Source organism: Streptomyces sp. JJ38 (genome assembly GCF_019303475.1).
Classification (GTDB): domain Bacteria; phylum Actinomycetota; class Actinomycetes; order Streptomycetales; family Streptomycetaceae; genus Streptomyces.
Genome location: NZ_JABLSI010000025.1, coordinates 35,588 through 52,810, shown reverse-complemented (window position 1 = coordinate 52,810; position 17,223 = coordinate 35,588). Strand labels below are relative to the sequence as shown.

General features: G+C 72.6%; 8 protein-coding genes and 1 pseudogene. 8 read left to right on the top strand and 1 reads right to left on the bottom strand.

Annotation, left to right across the window (positions count from 1 at the left end; all coding sequences use genetic code 11):
* The first annotated feature begins 13 nt into the window (after positions 1-13).
* Genes HPT28_RS15710 through HPT28_RS15695 form a run of 4 tightly spaced genes read left to right on the top strand, consistent with a single transcriptional unit; the run spans position 14 to position 11,892 of the window.
* Positions 14-3,493, top strand: coding sequence for a non-ribosomal peptide synthetase (locus HPT28_RS15710; protein WP_219091707.1), 3,480 nt, complete (start codon positions 14-16; stop codon positions 3,491-3,493).
* Positions 3,490-8,793, top strand: coding sequence for a MupA/Atu3671 family FMN-dependent luciferase-like monooxygenase (locus HPT28_RS15705; protein ID WP_219091706.1), 5,304 nt, complete (start codon positions 3,490-3,492; stop codon positions 8,791-8,793). Before HPT28_RS15710 ends, HPT28_RS15705 begins: the two co-directional genes overlap by 4 nt.
* Positions 8,794-8,811: 18 nt before the next feature.
* Complete coding sequence (locus HPT28_RS15700) at positions 8,812-9,618, top strand: class I SAM-dependent methyltransferase (RefSeq protein WP_219091705.1); 807 nt, start codon at positions 8,812-8,814, stop codon at positions 9,616-9,618.
* Between the two features lie 57 nt (positions 9,619-9,675).
* A complete protein-coding gene (locus HPT28_RS15695) occupies positions 9,676-11,892 on the top strand; it encodes an MMPL family transporter (protein WP_219091704.1) in 2,217 nt (738 codons plus the stop codon).
* A 133-nt stretch (positions 11,893-12,025) separates the two neighbouring features.
* Here HPT28_RS15695 and HPT28_RS15690 read toward each other — a convergent pair whose 3' ends face one another.
* Positions 12,026-13,372 (bottom strand): nicotinate phosphoribosyltransferase, encoded by a 1,347-nt coding sequence (locus tag HPT28_RS15690; RefSeq protein ID WP_219091703.1) that lies wholly within the window; start codon positions 13,370-13,372, stop codon positions 12,026-12,028.
* 128 nt (positions 13,373-13,500) lie between these two features.
* Between HPT28_RS15690 and clpS the strand changes: the two genes are divergently transcribed.
* The 4 genes and pseudogenes from clpS to HPT28_RS15670 form a co-directional block, all read left to right on the top strand.
* Positions 13,501-13,809 carry an ATP-dependent Clp protease adapter ClpS gene (gene clpS / locus HPT28_RS15685; protein WP_219091702.1) on the top strand — a complete coding sequence of 103 codons (309 nt, stop codon included), beginning with the start codon at positions 13,501-13,503 and terminating at the stop codon, positions 13,807-13,809.
* The gene (locus HPT28_RS15680) at positions 13,809-14,402 is read left to right on the top strand and encodes a DUF2017 domain-containing protein (protein WP_219091701.1); all 594 of its coding nucleotides are present in this window, start codon (positions 13,809-13,811) and stop codon (positions 14,400-14,402) included. The genes clpS and HPT28_RS15680 overlap by 1 nt, the downstream gene beginning before the upstream one ends.
* Before the next feature lie 406 nt (positions 14,403-14,808).
* Entirely contained in the window at positions 14,809-16,389 is a 1,581-nt protein-coding gene (locus HPT28_RS15675; RefSeq protein ID WP_219091700.1) for a sodium:alanine symporter family protein, read from the top strand.
* 342 nt (positions 16,390-16,731) lie between these two features.
* Positions 16,732-17,154 (top strand): annotated as a pseudogene (locus tag HPT28_RS15670) (Mov34/MPN/PAD-1 family protein); the annotation flags it as partial.
* Positions 17,155-17,223: the final 69 nt, after the last annotated feature.

Genomic DNA, 17,223 nt, shown 5'->3' with positions numbered 1-17,223 from the left:
GGGAGAGGACACGATGAGCCACCCGAACGATACGACGACGGTCGACGGCGCCGCGCTCGCCGCCCTGCTCGACGAACTGGCCGCCGCCCGCGTACGCTTGAGCCTCGACGGCGAGGAGCTGCGGGTCTCCGCCGCGAAGGGCGCCCTCACACCCGCGCTGCGGGACCGGCTGCGGGAGCACAAGCCCGGCCTCCTCGCCCACCTGCGCGCCGAGGCCGCGGCCGACGCCCCCATCCGGCCGCTGCCCCGCGACGGCCGGGCCTTCCCGCTCTCCGCCGGGCAGGAGGCGCTGTGGCTCCTCGACCACGTCGAGGGCCACCAGCCGACCTACGTGCTCAGCGGCGGCGTCCGGCTGACCGGGCCCCTGCGCACCGAGTTGCTGCTGGAGTGCCTGAACCACATGGCGGGCCGGCACGAGGCCCTGCGCACCGCCTTCCGGGCCGGTCCCGACGGCACACCCGAGCAGCTCGTGCTGCCCGAGGGCCCGCTGCCCGTCCAGCGGGTGGACCTCACCCACCTGCCCGAGGGGGAGCGCGACGCCGCCTGGGAGGAGCTGGCCCGCACCTGCGCCCGCGAGCCCTTCGACCTCGCCGAGGGGCGGCTCCTGCGCGCCGTCCTGGCCACCACCGGACCGCGGGAGGCCCGGCTGGCCATCGCCGTGCACCACATCGCCGCCGACGCCTCCGCGCTCTCGGTGTTCTTCCGGGAGCTGTTCCGGCTCTACGAGGCCGAGGCCGAGCCCACCAGCCTGCCGCCGCTGTCCGTGCACCACGTCGACGTCGCCGAGTGGCAGCGCCGTTCCCTCTCGCCCGCCACGGCCCACCGGCAGCTCGCCTACTGGCGCGAGCGGCTCTCCGGCGCCGCCCCGCTGCTCGACCTCCCCGGCGACCGGAGCCGCCCGGCCCGCCAGTCCTACCGCGGCGCGGTGGTCCCCTTCACCTTGGACGCCGAGGCCACGACGCGGCTCGGCGAGGTCGCGGCGGCGGCCCGCGTCACCCCCTACGTCCTGCTGATCACCTGCTGGGCGGCGGTCCTGGCCCGGCACGCGGCCGTCGAGGACATCGTCGTCGGCACCCCGGTGAGTAACCGGGAGCGCCCCGAGGCCGCGTCCGTCGTCGGCTTCTCCGTCGGCACCCTCCCGCTGCGCGTCGACCTGTCCGGCGACCCGAGCTTCACCGGGCTGCTCCAGCAGGTGCAGAGCACGTTCCTGGAGGGCTTCGAGAACCGCGGCGTGCCCTTCCAGCAGGTCGTGGCGGCGCTGAGCCCGGACCGCTCGCTCAGCCACGCCCCCGTCTTCCAGAACATGCTGACGTACTACGAGTCGCCGTTCCGGGAGCTGCGGACCGGCGAACTCACCGCCGTGCGCGAGGACGTGCACAACGGCACGGCCAAGTTCGACCTCACGCTCTTCGCCGAGGACCAGGGCGACCGCCTCGTCTGCTCCCTGGAGTACGCGGAGGACCTCTTCGACGCCGCGACCGCCGAGCGACTCGCCGAGTCCTTCCGGACGTTCACCGACGCGGCCCTGTCGGACCCCGGCCGCCCGGTCTCCACGCTCCCGCTCCTCGGTGCCGAGCGCCGCGAGGAGGTCCTGCGCGCCGGGACCGGCGCGGCCCGCCCGGTGGACCTCGACCGCCCCGTGCACCGGTACGTCACCGAGCAGGCCGCGCGCAGGCCGGAGGCCACCGCGCTCGTCCACGGCGACCAGGCGCTGACCTACGCCGAGCTGGACGCCGAGAGCGACCGGCTCGCCGCGCTGCTGCGCCGCCACGAGGTCACCCGGGGCACGCTCGTCGGGCTCTACGCCCGGCGCTCGGTGCGGCAGATCGTCGCCATGCTGGCCGTCCTCAAGGCGGGCGGCGCCTTCCTGCCCCTCGACCCGGACCACCCCGTCGAACGCACGGCGGAGATGCTCGACGAGGCCCGCTGCCCGCTGGTGCTCGCCGACACCGAGCTCGCGGTACCGGCCACGGCCCGCCTGCTGCGGCTCGACACCCTGCCCACGGAGGCCGAGGCCGACGCCGCCGCCGTCGAGGCCGACGCCGCCGGGGCCCCTGGCGGCCCGGAGCCGCAGGCGCAGACCACCACCGACCGCGACGACCTCATGTACGTCATCTACACCTCGGGCTCCACCGGCCGCCCCAAGGGCATCGCCATGCGCCACGGCGCCCTCGCCAACCTGCTGGCCTGGCAGACCGCCACGTTCCCCTTCGCGGAGGACGACCGCGTCCTGCAGTTCAGCCCGCTGCACTTCGACGTGTGCATGCAGGAGGCCTTCGGAGCCTGGGCGGCCGGGGCGACTCTCGTCCTCGTCGACCAGGACACGCGCCGCGACGCCCTGCGCCTGCTGCCGTTCCTCCACGAACAGGGCGTCACCCGGCTGTTCCTGCCCTTCGTGGCCCTCCAGCAGCTCGCCGAGGTCGCCGAGGCCCGCGGCCTGTGGCCCGTGTCCCTGCGCGACGTCTTCACCGCGGGGGAGCAGCTCCACGTCACCGGGGAGCTGCGCGCCTTCTTCCGCCACACCGGGGCGCGGCTGCACAACCAGTACGGCCCCTCCGAGGCGCACGTCATCACCTCGCACACCCTCACCGGCGGCCCGGACACCTGGGAGGCCCTGCCGCCCATCGGGCGCCCCGTCGACAACACGCGCATCCAGCTCCTGGACCGGCACGACGTCCCCGTGCCCCAGGGCGTCGCCGGTGAGGTCTGCGTCGCGGGCGACTGCCTCGCGCTCGGCTACCTGCACCGGGACGACCTCACCGCCGAGCGCTTCGTCGACGACCCCAACCGGCCCGGGGAGCGGATGTACCGCACCGGGGACCTCGCCCGCCACCGCGCCGACGGCACGCTGGAGTACCTCGGCCGCATCGACCACCAGGTCAAGGTGCGCGGCTACCGCGTCGAACTCGGCGAGATCGAGGCCGCCCTGCTCGCCCACCCGGGTGTCCGCGAAACCGTCGTGGAGACCCGTGGCGCCGGGGCCGGCCAGGCGCTCGTCGCCTGGTTCGTCCCCGCCGACGCCGAGGGGGCCGCCGGTCCCGCGGTGGCGGAGCTGCGGCAGCACTGCGCCGAGCGGCTGCCGGAGTACATGGTGCCCACGGTCCTCGTCCGGCTCGACGCCCTGCCGCTCACCGCCGCCGGCAAGGTAGCGCGCAGGGAACTGCCCGTTCCGGCCGCCCAGGAGCGGGCCGGACGGGAGCCCGGAACGCCGACCGAGAAGTCCGTGGCCGCCGTCTTCGCCGAGGTCCTCGGCCTCCCACAGGTCACGGCCGAGGACAACTTCTTCCACCTCGGCGGCCATTCGCTGGCCGTCACGCGGGCCGCGCTGCGGCTCAGCCAGGAGCACGGCGTGGACCTCACCGTGCAGGTCCTCTTCGCCGACCCGACCGTCGCCGGGGTCGCCCGCAACCTGGACACGCTCCTGTGGGCCGCCGCCGGGCCCGCACCCGCCGACACGAACCACGACGAGGACCGGGAAGAGGGAGAGCTGTGAGCGCCCACATCGAACTCCTCGCGGAGCTGCGCGGCCGCGACATCAACCTCTGGGAGGACGAGGGGCGGCTGCGGTTCAGCGCACCGCCGGGCGCCCTCGACGACGCGCTGCGCGAACGGATCAAGGAGCACCGGCCCGCCCTCGTCGAGCTGCTGCGGTCGGTGCGCGGCGGCCGCGCGGGCGAGCGCCCGCCGGTCCGGCCCACCGACCGCACCGGGGACCGGCTGCCGCTGTCCCACGGCCAGCGGCGCATGTGGGTCATGGCCCAGATGCTCCCGGAGAGCGGCGCCGCCGCCTACAACCTCTCCGGCCGGGTGACGCTGAACGGGACCGTGGACACCGGGACCGCCGCCGCCCTGCGCCGGGCCGTGACCGAACTGGTCCGGCGGCACGAGGCCCTGCGCACCGTGGTGCGCGTCGAGGGCGAGCAGCCCACGGCCGCGGTGGTGCCGCCCGCCGAGGTGCCGCTGCCCGAGCGGCACCTCGCCCCGGGCGAGACCGTCGACGAGCTGGCCCGCGAGGAGGCGTCCCGCCCCTTCGACCTGGGCGCCGCGCCGCTGCTGCGCACCACCCTCGTCCACGAGGGCCCCGGACGTGCCCACCTGCTGTTGTCGGTGCACCACATCGCCGCCGACGCCTGGTCGCTGGGCATCCTCTTCCGGGAGCTGTTCGCGCTCTACGACGTCTACGCCGGGGGCGGCACGGAGGCCGGGCTGCCCGAACTGGGTGTCCAGTACGCCGACTACGCGGCCTGGCAGCACGAGCACCTCACCGAGGAGAGCCTCGCCGAGGACATCGCCCACTGGCGGCGGCAGCTCGACGGCCTCCCCGCCCTGCTGGACCTGCCCTCCGACCGGCCCCGGGCGGCCGCCCAGTCCTACCGCGGCGCCGCCGTGCCCTACACCCTGCCACGCGAACTCCTCGACCGCGTCGAGGCGTTGGCGCGCGCCCACGGCTGCACGACGTACATGGTCCTGCTCGCCGCCTGGTCGGTGGTCCTGGCCCGGCTGTCGGGCAGCACCGACGTCCCGGTGGGCACACCGGTGGCCGGCCGGCCGCGTCCCGAGGTGGAGCCCCTGATCGGCTTCTTCGTCAACACCCTCGTCATGCGCGTGGACGCCGCGGGCGACCCGACCTTCGAGGAGCTGCTGGAGCGGGTGCGGACCACGTCGCTGGCCGCCTTCGACCACCAGGACCTGCCCTTCGAGCAGCTCGTGGACCTCCAGCAGCCGGAGCGCACGCTCAGCTACAGCCCGTTGTTCCAGCACATGTTCATCCTCCAGAACGCCAACGCCGAGACGTTCCGGCTGCCGGGCCTGGAGTGCGAGCTGCGCGAGGTCCACACCGGCACCGCCAAGTTCGACACGACGCTCATCGCCGAGGAGGGCCCCGAGGGGCTGCACGGCTCGCTGGAGTACGCCACCGACCTGTTCGACGCCGCCACCGCCGAGCGCTATGTCGGCCACTGGCGCGCCGTGCTGGAGCACGCCGTCGCCGAGCCCGGCACCCCGCTCGCCCGGCTCGCCCTCCTGAGCGCCGAGGAGCGCCGGCAGCTCCTCACCGACTGGAACGCCACCGAGGGGGAGATCCCCGAGGCCACCGTGCACGAGCTCGTCGAACGCCAGGCGGCGGCCACCCCGGAGGCCCCCGCCGTGGTGCAGGGCGACACCCTCCTCAGCTACGCCGAACTGGACGCCGAGGCCGAGCGGCTGGCCGCGCGGCTGCGGGCGCACGGCGCGGGCCCCGGCGTCCTGGTGGGCCTGTGCCTGCCGCGCACGCCCGCCCTCGTCACCGCGCTGCTCGCGGTGCTCAAGTCCGGCGCGGCCTACCTCCCGCTGGACCCGGCGGCGCCTCCCGAGCGCAACGACTACATCCTCCAGGACGCCGGTGCGCCGCTCCTGCTCACCGTCTCCGCCCTCCGCTCGACGCTGCGCCGCCCCGAGTCCACCCGGCTCGTGTGCCTGGACGAGCCCGAGGACACCGGGGCTTCGGCCCCGAACGCGGCCCCCGCCGCCACGCCCTCGGACCTCGCCTACACCATCTACACCTCCGGTTCGACCGGCCGTCCCAAGGGCGTGATGGTCGAGCACCGCAACGTCGTCAACTTCTTCGCCGCCATGACCCGGGAGTTCGCGGAGGAGGGCGTCGGCACCTGGCTCGGCGTCACCACGGCCTCCTTCGACATCTCGGTGCTCGAACTGCTGTGGACCCTCACCCAGGGGTCGAGCGTCGTCGTCCAGCCGGACGCCGCCCGGCTGCCCGACCGCACGCCCGGCGGCACGGCCAGCCTCAGCCTGTTCTACTTCGCCAGCGCCTCCGCGACCGAGGGCCGGTCGGCCGCCGGCGGCTACCGGCTGCTGACGGAGGGCGCCCGGTTCGCCGACGCCCACGGCTTCGAGGCGGTGTGGACCCCCGAGCGGCACTTCCACGCCTTCGGCGGCATCTATCCCAACCCCTCGGTGGTCAGCGCCGCGCTCGCCGCCGTCACCGAGCGCGTCGCCATCCGCGCGGGCAGCGTCGTCCTGCCGCTGCACAACCCGCTGCGCGTGGTGGAGGAGTGGTCGGTCGTCGACAACCTCTCCGGCGGCCGGGTGGGCCTGTCCGTCGCCTCCGGCTGGCAGGCCGACGACTTCGTCCTCGCCCCCGACCACTACGCCGACCGCAAGCAGGTCATGCTCGACGGGATCGAGACGATCCGCTCGCTGTGGGCCGGAGGCGCCGTCGAACTGCCCAACGGCTACGGGAAGCCGACCAGCGTGCGGCCCCTCCCGCGGCCCGTCCAGCCCGAACTGCCGCTGTGGGTGACGGCCGCCGGGAGCCCGGAGACGTTCCGCGCCGCCGGTGAGTCCGGCACCAACGTCCTCACCCACCTCCTCGGCCAGGACCTCGACCAGCTCGCCGAGAAGATCGACGTCTACCGCGCGGCCCGCGCGGCGGCCGGACACGAGGGCCCCGGCCAGGTGACGCTCATGGTCCACACCTACGTGGGCCGCGACGCCGACACCGTCCGGGAGACCGTCCGCGGACCCTTCCGCGACTACCTGGCCTCCTCGCTCGGGCTCATCGGCAACCTCGCCCGCACCATGGGGCTCGGCGACGACCTCGACGCACTCTCCGAGGAGGACCTGAACGCCCTTCTCGACCACGCCTTCGACCGCTTCTACGACACCGCCGCCCTCTTCGGCACCAGCGAGCAGGTCACCCGGCGGCTGGACGCCATCGCGGACACCGGCGTCGACGAGATCGCCTGCCTCATCGACTTCGGCCTCGACGACGACGCCGTCCTCGACTCGCTGCCGCTGCTCGCCGAGGCCCGCGAACTGCACGCGCGGCGCGAGGCGGACAGCGCATCCGGAGACCACTCGGTGCCCGCGCTCATCGAGCGCCACGGCGTCACCCACCTCCAGTGCACGCCCTCCCAGGCGGCCATGGTCCTCGCCGAACCCGGCGGGCCCGAGGCGCTCGGACGGCTGAGGCTGCTGCTGCTCGGCGGCGAGGAGCTGCCCGCGACACTGGCCGCCCGGCTCACCGAACTCACCGACGCCCGCGTCCAGAACATGTACGGGCCCACCGAGACCACCATCTGGTCCAGCACCCACCGGGTGGACCCGGACGGCTCCGCGTACATCGGGCGGCCCGTCCTCAACACCGCGCTGTACGTCCTGGACGCCGCGGGCGAGCCGGTGCCGGTCGGCGTTCCCGGGGAGCTGTACATCGCCGGGGACGGCGTCACCCGCGGCTACCTGGACCGGCCCGAGCTGACCGAGGAGCGCTTCGTCCCCGACCCGTTCAGGGCCGTCGGGGGCCGCATGTACCGCACCGGCGACCTGGTGCGCTACCGGCCCGACGGCACCCTGGAGTTCATCGGCCGCACCGACCACCAGGTCAAGGTCCGCGGCTACCGCGTCGAACTGGGCGAGATCGAGGCGGCCCTCCAGTCCCACCCGGACGTCGCCGAGGCCGCCGCCACCGTCCACGGAACCGGGGTCGACCGCCGCATCGCCGGCTACGTCGTCGCCCGCCCCGGGGCAGGGCTCTCCGTCCCGGCCGTACGCGCCCACATCGCCGACCGGCTGCCCGCCTACATGCTCCCGGCCGCGCTGCTGGAGCTGGCCGAACTCCCGCACACCCCCAACGGCAAGGTGGACCGCCGCGCCCTGCCCGAGCCCGCGGGCGGCACCCGGGCGGCCGAGCACACGGCACCGCGCGGCCTGACCGAGATGCGGCTGGCGGTGCTGTGGGAGGAGGTGCTCGGCGAGCGGTCGCTCGGCGTGCACGACGACTTCTTCCGGCTCGGCGGCAACTCGGTGCTCGCCGTGATGCTGCTGGCCGAGGTCGAGCGCCGGTTCGGCCGCCGGCTCCCGCTGGCCACCCTGTTCCAGGGGCCGACGATCGCGGCGATGGCCGAGACGCTCGACCGGGGCACGGAGGCGGTCCGGGAACGGCTCGTCACCCTGCGGCCGGGCGGGGAGGTCCCGCTGTTCCTCCTGCCGGGCGCCGGCGGCAACCTCGTCTACTTCCACGAGCTGGTCGGCCGTCTCCCCGAGCGGTTCTCCCCGTACGGGCTGCAGCCGCTGTTCACCGACTCCGTCTCCACCGACACCCTCGTGCCCGATCTGGCCGACCAGTACCTGGACCTGGTGCTCGACGTGCAGCCCGAGGGCCCGTACCACTTCGTCGGCCACTCCTTCGGCGGGCACGTGGCCATGGAGCTCGCCGCCCGGCTGCGGGAGCGCGGCAAGGAGGTGGGGCTCGTCGGCCTGCTGGACACCGCGGCCCCGCTGCCCGAGCGGCAGCGGCACTTCGCGACCTGGGAGCGCGCGGACTGGCTGGAGTCGCTCGTCAGCGTCTTCGGCCGGATCTTCCAGCGCGACCTGACCGTCGACCGTGCCGAGGTCGCCGCGCTGGACGAGGCGGGTCAGCACGCCTACCTGCGCGAGCTGCTCGCCGAACACGGCGTTCTGCCGCCCGAGTTCGACGACGCGTTCCAGCTGCGCGGCTTCATCCAGGCCTACATCGCCGACCAGCTCAGCCGCTACGTTCCCGAGCGGCCCTACGAGGGGACGCTCACCCTCTTCCGCGCCGCCGACCTGCACCCCGACAACGTGCCCCCCGAGGTCATCGCCTGGACGCTGGACGACCCGGCGCGCGGCTGGGGCCGCTTCACCAGCAACCCCGTCGAGGTGCACGAGACCCCCGGCGACCACCTGACCATGCTCGCCGCCCCGCACGTCGAGCAGCTCGCCAAGCTGCTCGACGCCGTCGTCGGCGGCCCCGCGAACACCCCCAACGGAAACTGAGAGAAGAGGGATCACGACATGCAGCCTCAGGTACTGGACCTCCTCGCCTGCCCGGTGTGCTCGGGCGAGATCAAGCAGAGCTCCGGGCGCAGGCTGGAGTGCGCCTCCTGCGGCCGGGCCTCCCTCGTCCACGAGGAGTTCGCCGACCTCGTGCAGGAGGCCGGCAAGCCCGACCCGGCCGCCCCCACGACCGCCCAGCAGCTCATGGAGAGCAAGGCGTTCGTGCGGCTGTACGAGGTGGCCATGCGGCCGTTCTTCGCCCGCCTCTTCGCCGGCTTCGGCAGCCACGTCCCCAGCTACCGGGAGGAGTTCGACGTCTACCGCTCCTGGCTGAAGCTGGAGGAGTCGCGCAAGGGCGCCTGGCTCGACCTCTCCTGCGGCGCCGGCTGGTTCACCGACCAGCTCGCCGCCGAGCTCCCGGACGCCACGATCGTCGGCCTGGACATCTCCGTGGCCATGCTGAAGAAGGCCTACGAGGAGACCGTCGGCCGCCGCAACGTGGAGTTCGTCCGTGGCGACGTGCGCGGCCTGCCCTTCAAGGACGAGTCCTTCGACGGCGTCAACAACCCGGGGTCGCTGCACCTGTACGCGGACCCGGAGGCGGCCTACCGCGAGGTGTACCGGCTGCTGAAGCCCGGCGGCGTCTACACGGCCAGCACCTTCGCCCTCAACGACCGCGTCAGCAGCCGGCTCGGCGTGCGCCTCACCGGCATCCGCCGCACCGATCTGCGCACGCTGCCGGAACACCTGGAAAAGGTAGGGTTCACGGACTACCGGCTGGTCAAGTTCGGGTCGGCGTTCGTCTTCGCGGTCACCAAGCCCTGAGGTTCCGCCGCCCGTCCCCCGACCGAAACCCCTCGCTGATTCGGTGGTCACACCCTCATGAACCTCTTCCTCAGGATCTCCTCACGCCCCAGGCTGTTGCTCTTAGTCACCACGCTGTTGCTGGCGGGAGCCGTCGTCGTCGGCGGGCAGCTCACCGACCGGCTCCAGCTGGGCGGCACGGAGGACCCGGCCGCGGAGTCGAGCCGGGCCGCCGAGGTGATGAACGACAAGTTCCCGGCCAGCCGCCCCAACCTGGTGCTGCTGGTGGACAGCCCGGACGGCAGTTCGGTGGACGACCCGGAGGTCGCGCGACAGGGCACGCGACTGGCCGAGCGGCTCGCCGGCGAGGAGGGCATCACCGGCGTCGTCGGCTACTGGCAGACGAAGGACCCGGCGCTGCGCGCGGAGAACGGTGAACACGCCCTCGTCATCGCCCACATCAAGGGCGACGAGACGGCGGCGGGTGAGGTCTTCGAGCGGATCGAGGACGACTACCGCGGTGAGATCGGCGAGCTGGAGGTGAGCCTCGGAGGCACCGTCGCCGTCCGCAACGAGTCCCAGACGCAGACGGCCGAGGACCTGGTGAAGGCGGAGATCATCGCCCTCCCCGTCGTCCTGCTGATCCTGCTGGTCGCCTTCGGCAGCGTCGTCGCCGCCCTGCTGCCGCTGGCCATCGGCATCGTCGCGATCATGGGCACGAGCGCCGTGCTGACCGGCATCACCGAGTTCACGGACGTCTCCGTCTTCGCGCAGAACCTCACCACCGCGCTCGGCTTCGGCCTGGCGATCGACTACGCGCTGCTCATCGTGCGCCGCTTCCGCGAGGAGCTGAAGAAGGACCCGGAGCCCGCCCGGGCCCTGGCCGCCACCCTGCGCACCGCCGGCCGCACGGTCCTCTTCTCGGCCTTCGTCGTGGCGGTCTCGCTCTCCGCCATGCTCATCTTCCCGATGTACTTCCTGCGTTCCTTCGCGTACGCGGGGATCTCGGTCGTCGCCCTCGCGGCACTGGCGGCCCTCACCGTGCTGCCCGCGCTGCTGCTCCTGCTCGGGCACCGGGTCGACTCCTGGCGCCTCGTCCGGGGCGACCGGGCGGCCCGCGAGGCGGCGGCCGAGCGGCGCTGGCGCGCCGTCGCGGGCGGCGCGATGCGCCGGGGCCCCGTGGTGACCGTCGGTATCACCGCCCTCCTCGTCGTGCTCGGACTCCCCTTCCTCGGCGCGGAGTTCGGCACCGTCGACGACCGCCAGCTCGGGAAGGGCTCCGAGCCGCGCGCGGTCCACGACACCATCCGGGACGTCTTCCCCGGCAGCCCGACGGCCGGCATCGACGTCCTCGCCGACCGGGCCCCGGCCGGGGGCGTGGCCGCCTTCGCGGCCGAGCTGTCCACGCTGGACCACGTGGGGCGGGTGGACAGCCCCACCGGCAGCTACCGCGAGGGCGAACGGGTGCGGCCACCCACGCAGCTGAGCGCCGCCCGCGCCGTGGACGGCGTCAGCTATCTGACGGTGTGGCCGGACGGCACGGTCGAGGCCATCTCGGCCGAGAGCCAGCAGATGGTGCGGGAGGTGCGGGACGTCGAGACGTCCTTCCCGGTCAGCGTCGGCGGGCAGGCCGCGATGCTCGTCGACAGCAAGGACGTCATCGGCGAACTGCTGCCGTGGGCACTGCTGTTCATCCTCGTGGTGACGCTGCTCATGGTCTATGTGATGACCGGCTCGTTCGTCCTGCCCCTCCAGGCCGTCGTGCTCAACGCGCTCAGCCTGACGGCCATGTTCGGTGCCTCGGTGTGGGTCTTCCAGGACGGCAACCTCAGCGGCGCCCTCGGCTTCACGGCCACCGGGTTCATCGAGACCTCGCTGCCGGTGCTCATGTTCTGCATGACCTTCGGGCTCTCGATGGACTACAGCCTCTTCGTGCTGTCGCGGATCAAGGAGAACCACGACCGCACCGGGGACCACCGCGCGGCCGTGGCCGCCGGCATCGCCCAGACCGGCGGCGTCATCACCGCGGCGGCGGTCATCCTCGCCATCGTGATGGTGGCCATCGGCACCTCCGAGATCACCATCACGAAGATGCTGGGCCTCGGAGTGGCCCTGGCCGTGCTCGTCGACGCCACACTCGTGCGCTGCCTGCTCGTCCCGGCGCTGATGTCCGTCTTCGGCAAGGCCACCTGGTGGGCCCCGGCCCCGCTGCGCGGCTTCCGCGGGATCAGCGAGGAGGGCCGCGGGAACGAGCCCGAGGCCGACCCGGAGCCGAAGGTCCTGGTACGCGAGTAGGCCCAGCCGCGCTGGGGAGGTCTGCGCCGAAGGCGCAGGACCGGCGAGCGCAGCCCCCGTCCCCGGGAAGGGCTCGGCCGAGAGGCTCCCCGGCCGCGCGTCCCCGCGCCCCGACGGGGCGCGGGGCGCCGCGTCAGGCGGCCGGGGGCAGCAGGTACTCGGTGGGCAGCACCGGGTCGCCCGGCGAGAGCTGCGTCGCCGACAGCGGCAGCCCGGCCCGGGCCCGCCGGTGCCGCTCCCTCGGGACGTCCAGCGGCTCCCGGGCGAGGATCTTCCCGCCGCGCACCAGCTCGACGCGCAGCTCGTGCCCGGCCAGCTCCGGCGGCACCGCCCCGGTGCCGAGCACCTCGGCCTCGGCGACCCCCTCGGCGTCCGGCCGGCGCGCCGCCCACTTGGCACCGGCGACCGACAGCTTGCCGCCCAGCGACCTCTTGGCCACGGGACGCAGCGGGGCGTCCGGCCCCTCTCCGTCCGCGCGGGCGACCAGCTTGTAGACCATCGAGCTCGTCGGGTGGCCGCTCCCGGTCACCAGCCGGGTGCCCACGCCGTAGGCGTCCACCGGCGCCGCGGCGAGCGAGGCGATGGCGTACTCGTCGAGGTCGGAGGTGACGATGATGCGGGTGTCCCGGGCGCCCAGCTCGTCGAGCTGGCGGCGCACCCGGTGCCCGAGCATCAGCAGGTCGCCCGAGTCGATCCGCACGGCGCCCAGCTCGGGCCCGGCGACTTCCACGGCCGCCCGGACGGCGGTGCCGACGTCGTAGGTGTCCACGAGCAGGGTGGTGCCGCGCCCCATGGACTCGACCTGGGCGACGAAGGCGTCCCGCTCGGTGTCGTGCAGCAGGGTGAAGGCGTGGGCGCTGGTGCCCACGGTGGGAATGCCGTAGCGGAAGCCCGCCGCCAGGTCGGACGTCGAGGAGAACCCGCCGACGTACGCGGCCCGCGCGGCGGCGACGGCCGACAGCTCGTGGGTGCGGCGGGCCCCCATCTCGATCAGCGGCCGGCCGCCGGCCGCGACGGCCATCCGGGAGGCGGCGGCGGCCACGGCCGAGTCGTGGTTGAGGATCGAGAGGATCACCGTCTCCAGCAGCACGCACTCGGCGAAGGTGCCCTCCACCTGGAGCACCGGCGAGCCCGGGAAGTACACCTCGCCCTCCGGATAGCCGCGGATGTCGCCCTGGAAGCGGTAGTCGGCGAGCCAGCGCAGCGTCGGTTCGTCCACCACGCGGCGCTCGCGCAGGAAGTCCAGCACGCCCTCCTCGAAGCGGAAGTTCTCTACGGCGTCCAGGACCCGCCCGGTCCCCGCGACGACGCCGTAGCGGCGGCCCTCCGGGAGTCGGCGGGTGAAGACCTCGAACACGCAGCGGCGGTGCGCCGTGCCGTGGCGCAGCGCCGCCTGCAGCATGGTCAGTTCGTAGTGGTCGGTGAACAGCGCCGTCGAGGGCACGGCGACGGGCAGACCCAGCTCTCCAGCAACGTCCATGACAGCGATGCTACTCCATATCTCGTCAGAGTGACGATATTGGTCGGGCGCGCGTTCGAGGCGTCGTGGGTGACGCGCCGCCCCGATGGCGCGGGCCGTTTGCGCACCCACCCGGGGGCGGTGGCAGCATGGAACCCGTGACCGTACCCGTGGAGATCGAACGGACCGAGGCGAGCGAGGCCGCCGAGGCGGTACCCGAGCCCGACGTCCCCTGGGTGACGGTCGTGCACAACGACCCGGTCAACCTCATGAGCTACGTGACCTACGTGTTCCAGGCCTACTTCGGCTATCCCAAGGACAAGGCGCACCGGCTCATGCTCGACGTCCACCACAAGGGCCGCGCGATCGTCTCCAGCGGTACCCGTGAGGAAATGGAGCGCGACGTGCAGGCGATGCACGGCTACGGCCTGTGGGCGACCCTCCAGCAGGAGCGCTGATGGCGGCGCAGTTCGAACCGTCGTCCAGCGTGCCCGGCGGCGCCTCGATCGGCCTGGACGAGCTGGAGGTCTCCATCCTGCGCAGTCTCGCCGTCCAGCTGCTGGAACTCATCGGGCCCGGGGACGAGCCGGAGGCGGGCGACGACCCGCTCGCGGAGCTCTTCGCGGACGGCCCCAGCGAACCGCCCAGCGACCCGGCGCTCGCCCGGCTCTTTCCGGACGCCTACACCGGCCCGGGGGAGCGGCAGGACCGCGCGGCCCGCGAGGCGGGCGCCGAGTTCCGTCGCTTCACCGAGAACGAGCTGCGCGACCGCAAGCGCGCGGACAGCCTGGCCGTCGTCCACACCCTGGACACGCTGCGGCCGGCCGAGGGCTCCGGAGCGGCGGTGCTCACGCTGAGCCCCGAGGAGTCGCGCCAGTGGCTGGGCGCGCTCAACGACCTGCGGCTGACGATCGGCACCCGGCTGGAGGTCGAGGACGACGCCGAGGACCTCTACCGGCTGTCCGACGACGACCCGCGCAAGCCGCTCGTCATGGCCTATCTCTGGCTGGGGGCCCTGCAGGAGTCCCTGGTCGCCACGCTCGTCCCGTGAGCCGGTCCCGCTCCGCCGCCAACCCGGTTGCCGCGTCGGCGGGTTGACCACGCCCCGGGGCCGTCTGCGCCCCGGCGACCGGCGGAGATCACGAAAAGTAACGATCTTGGGTCGATAATCGGTGTTCCGATCGTCACTCTGTGAATCGGATGACCGGAATATCCGGCTTCATCCCGACTGTGACCCGGCCGTTATGTGGTCGTGTGATCCATGCCACATGACTTCCGTCGCTCTGCGTGGTAGGAACAGCCAATCCGATTTTTGCGCGGGGCTAACGCCTGAGTGAATTTCGGTGGAGACTGCGTGGCGACCCCCTTGCGTGCACGCTGTCTCCCTGGGTCCCCAGCACCGGTAACCCCGCCGGTGACCCCCCACAACCGTCCGCCGCACTAGGCAGAGGTCTTCCATGGCAACCAGCGAAACCACGTGGACCGATTCGGTCGACGAGGCCGTGAACGGCGTCTTCGAACCCGTCGCCGACTTCCTCGGCGACATCGTCTTCTACACGGTCAACATCTTCGGAGCCGATTTCCCGCTCATCGTCGGCTGGCTCGTCGTCGCCGGTCTCGTGTTCTCAACGTACTTCGGGCTCGCGCAGTTCCGGCACCTGAAGGTCGCCTACCGGCTGGTGCGCGGCAAGTACGACCAGAAGGACGCCCCCGGCGAGGTCAACCACTTCCAGGCGCTGACCTCGGCCGTCTCGGGCACGGTCGGCCTCGGCAACATCGCGGGTGTCGCCATCGCGATCTCCATCGGTGGTCCCGGCGCCACCTTCTGGATGATCCTGTGCGGCCTCCTGGGTATGGCCACCAAGTTCGTCGAGTGCACGCTCGGCGTGAAGTACCGGGAGTTCAACGCGGACGGCACCGTCAACGGCGGTCCCATGCTCTACCTGCGCAAGGGACTCGCGGAGCTGGGCAAGCCGGTGCTGGGCAAGGTGCTGGCCTTCGGTGCCGCCTTCAGCCTGCTGTTCTTCACCTTCTTCGGCGGCAACCTCTTCCAGATCAACCAGTCGCTGGAGCAGGTCGTCTCCGTCACCGGTGGTGACGACAGCGTCTTCGCGACCAGCGGCGGCGCGCTCTTCTACGGCGTGGTCATCGCCGGTCTGGTGGCCCTCGTCCTCATCGGCGGCATGCGCAGCATCGGCGCCGTCACCAGCCGACTGGTGCCCTCGATGGCCATCCTCTACGTGATCGCCTGTCTGCTGGTCATCGGCTTCAACATCACCGAGGTGCCCAACGCCCTCGGCACCATCGTCACCGAGGCCTTCAACCCCGAGGGTGTCGCCGGCGGTGTGATCGGCGCCCTGATCATCGGCTTCAAGCGGGCCGCCTTCTCCAACGAGGCGGGCATCGGCTCCGCCCCCATCGCCCACTCCGCGGTGAAGACGAAGCGCCCCGCCACCGAGGGCCTCGTCGCCATGCTGGAGCCGTTCATCGACACGGTCGTCATCTGCACCATGACCGCGCTGACCATCATCATCGCGGGCGGCCCGGCCTACCAGAAGGTCCGCGAGGACGCCATCGCCGGCAACGAGGTCGACGGCAGCACGAGCGCCGGTATCTCCATCACCTCGGACGCCTTCGACACCGCGCTGCCCTGGTTCCCCTACGTGCTGACCGTGGCCGTGGTCCTCTTCGCCTTCTCCACGGTGATCACCTGGGGCTACTACGGCCTCAAGTGCTGGGGCTACCTGTTCGGCCACAGCAAGACCGGTGACCTCGTCTACAAGATCCTGTTCTCGATCATCATCGTCTCCGGTGCGCTGCTCGGCCTGGGCACGCTGGTCTCGCTGGCCGACTCCACCCTGTTCATGGCCGCCCTCTTCAACATCCTGGGCCTCTACCTGCTCGGCCCGATCGTGAAGCGGGAGCTGAAGAAGGTCCTCAACTACGTCCGCCGCCGCGACGCGGGCGAGTCGGAGGAGGAGATCGAGGCCGCGGAGCTGGCCGAGGAGGCCGCTTCCGCCTCCGTCCAGAAGAGCTGACGTCCCCGGGGGCCCAGCCCCCCGGTTCGGCCTTTCGCCCTTGCGCGGGCGGGTGCCCCCTGTGTCCGGTGAAATCCGGGCAGGGGGCACTCGCCTTTTCCGGTCCGGCCCGCTGTTCCGGCGGGTGAAAAATTGCCTGTAGTGACCATCGATAAGTGTCCGAGGTGGATGGCCGCCGGGGAATCCGGCTTTCCAGGCGATGGCGACCGGAAAACATCCCGTATGCGTCCCGGCGAACCGGGATGATGTGCTCCGGTGTTCGGTGTCCGTGGAAACGCCCCTTCGTCCCGAGCGTCGAACAGCTCTCGGACGGCGCCGGACCCGCTGCGTATCCTCGTCCCCATGCTGACCATCACCCGAACGCTGCACGACCAGATCGTGGCCCACGCCCGGCAGGACCACCCGGACGAGGCGTGCGGCGTCATCGCCGGCCCGGTGGGGCAGGGGCGCCCCGAGCGGTTCATCCCCATGCTCAACGCCGCCCGCTCGCCCACGTTCTACGAGTTCGACTCCACGGACCTGCTGAAGCTCTACCGGGACATGGACGACCGCGACGAGGAGCCCGTGGTCATCTACCACTCCCACACCGCCACCGAGGCCTACCCCTCGCGCACGGACATCAGCTACGCGAACGAGCCCGGCGCGCACTACGTCCTCGTCTCCACCGCCGAGTGCGGTAACGAGGAGGGTCCCTTCTCCTTCCGCTCGTTCCGCATCGTGGACGGCGAGGTGAGCGAGGAGGAGGTCCAGATCGTCGACGCCTACGCCCCCGCGCCCCAGGCACCCGCGACGACGCCGGGGGAAACACCGTCCGGGACATCGGCCGGCGGATCG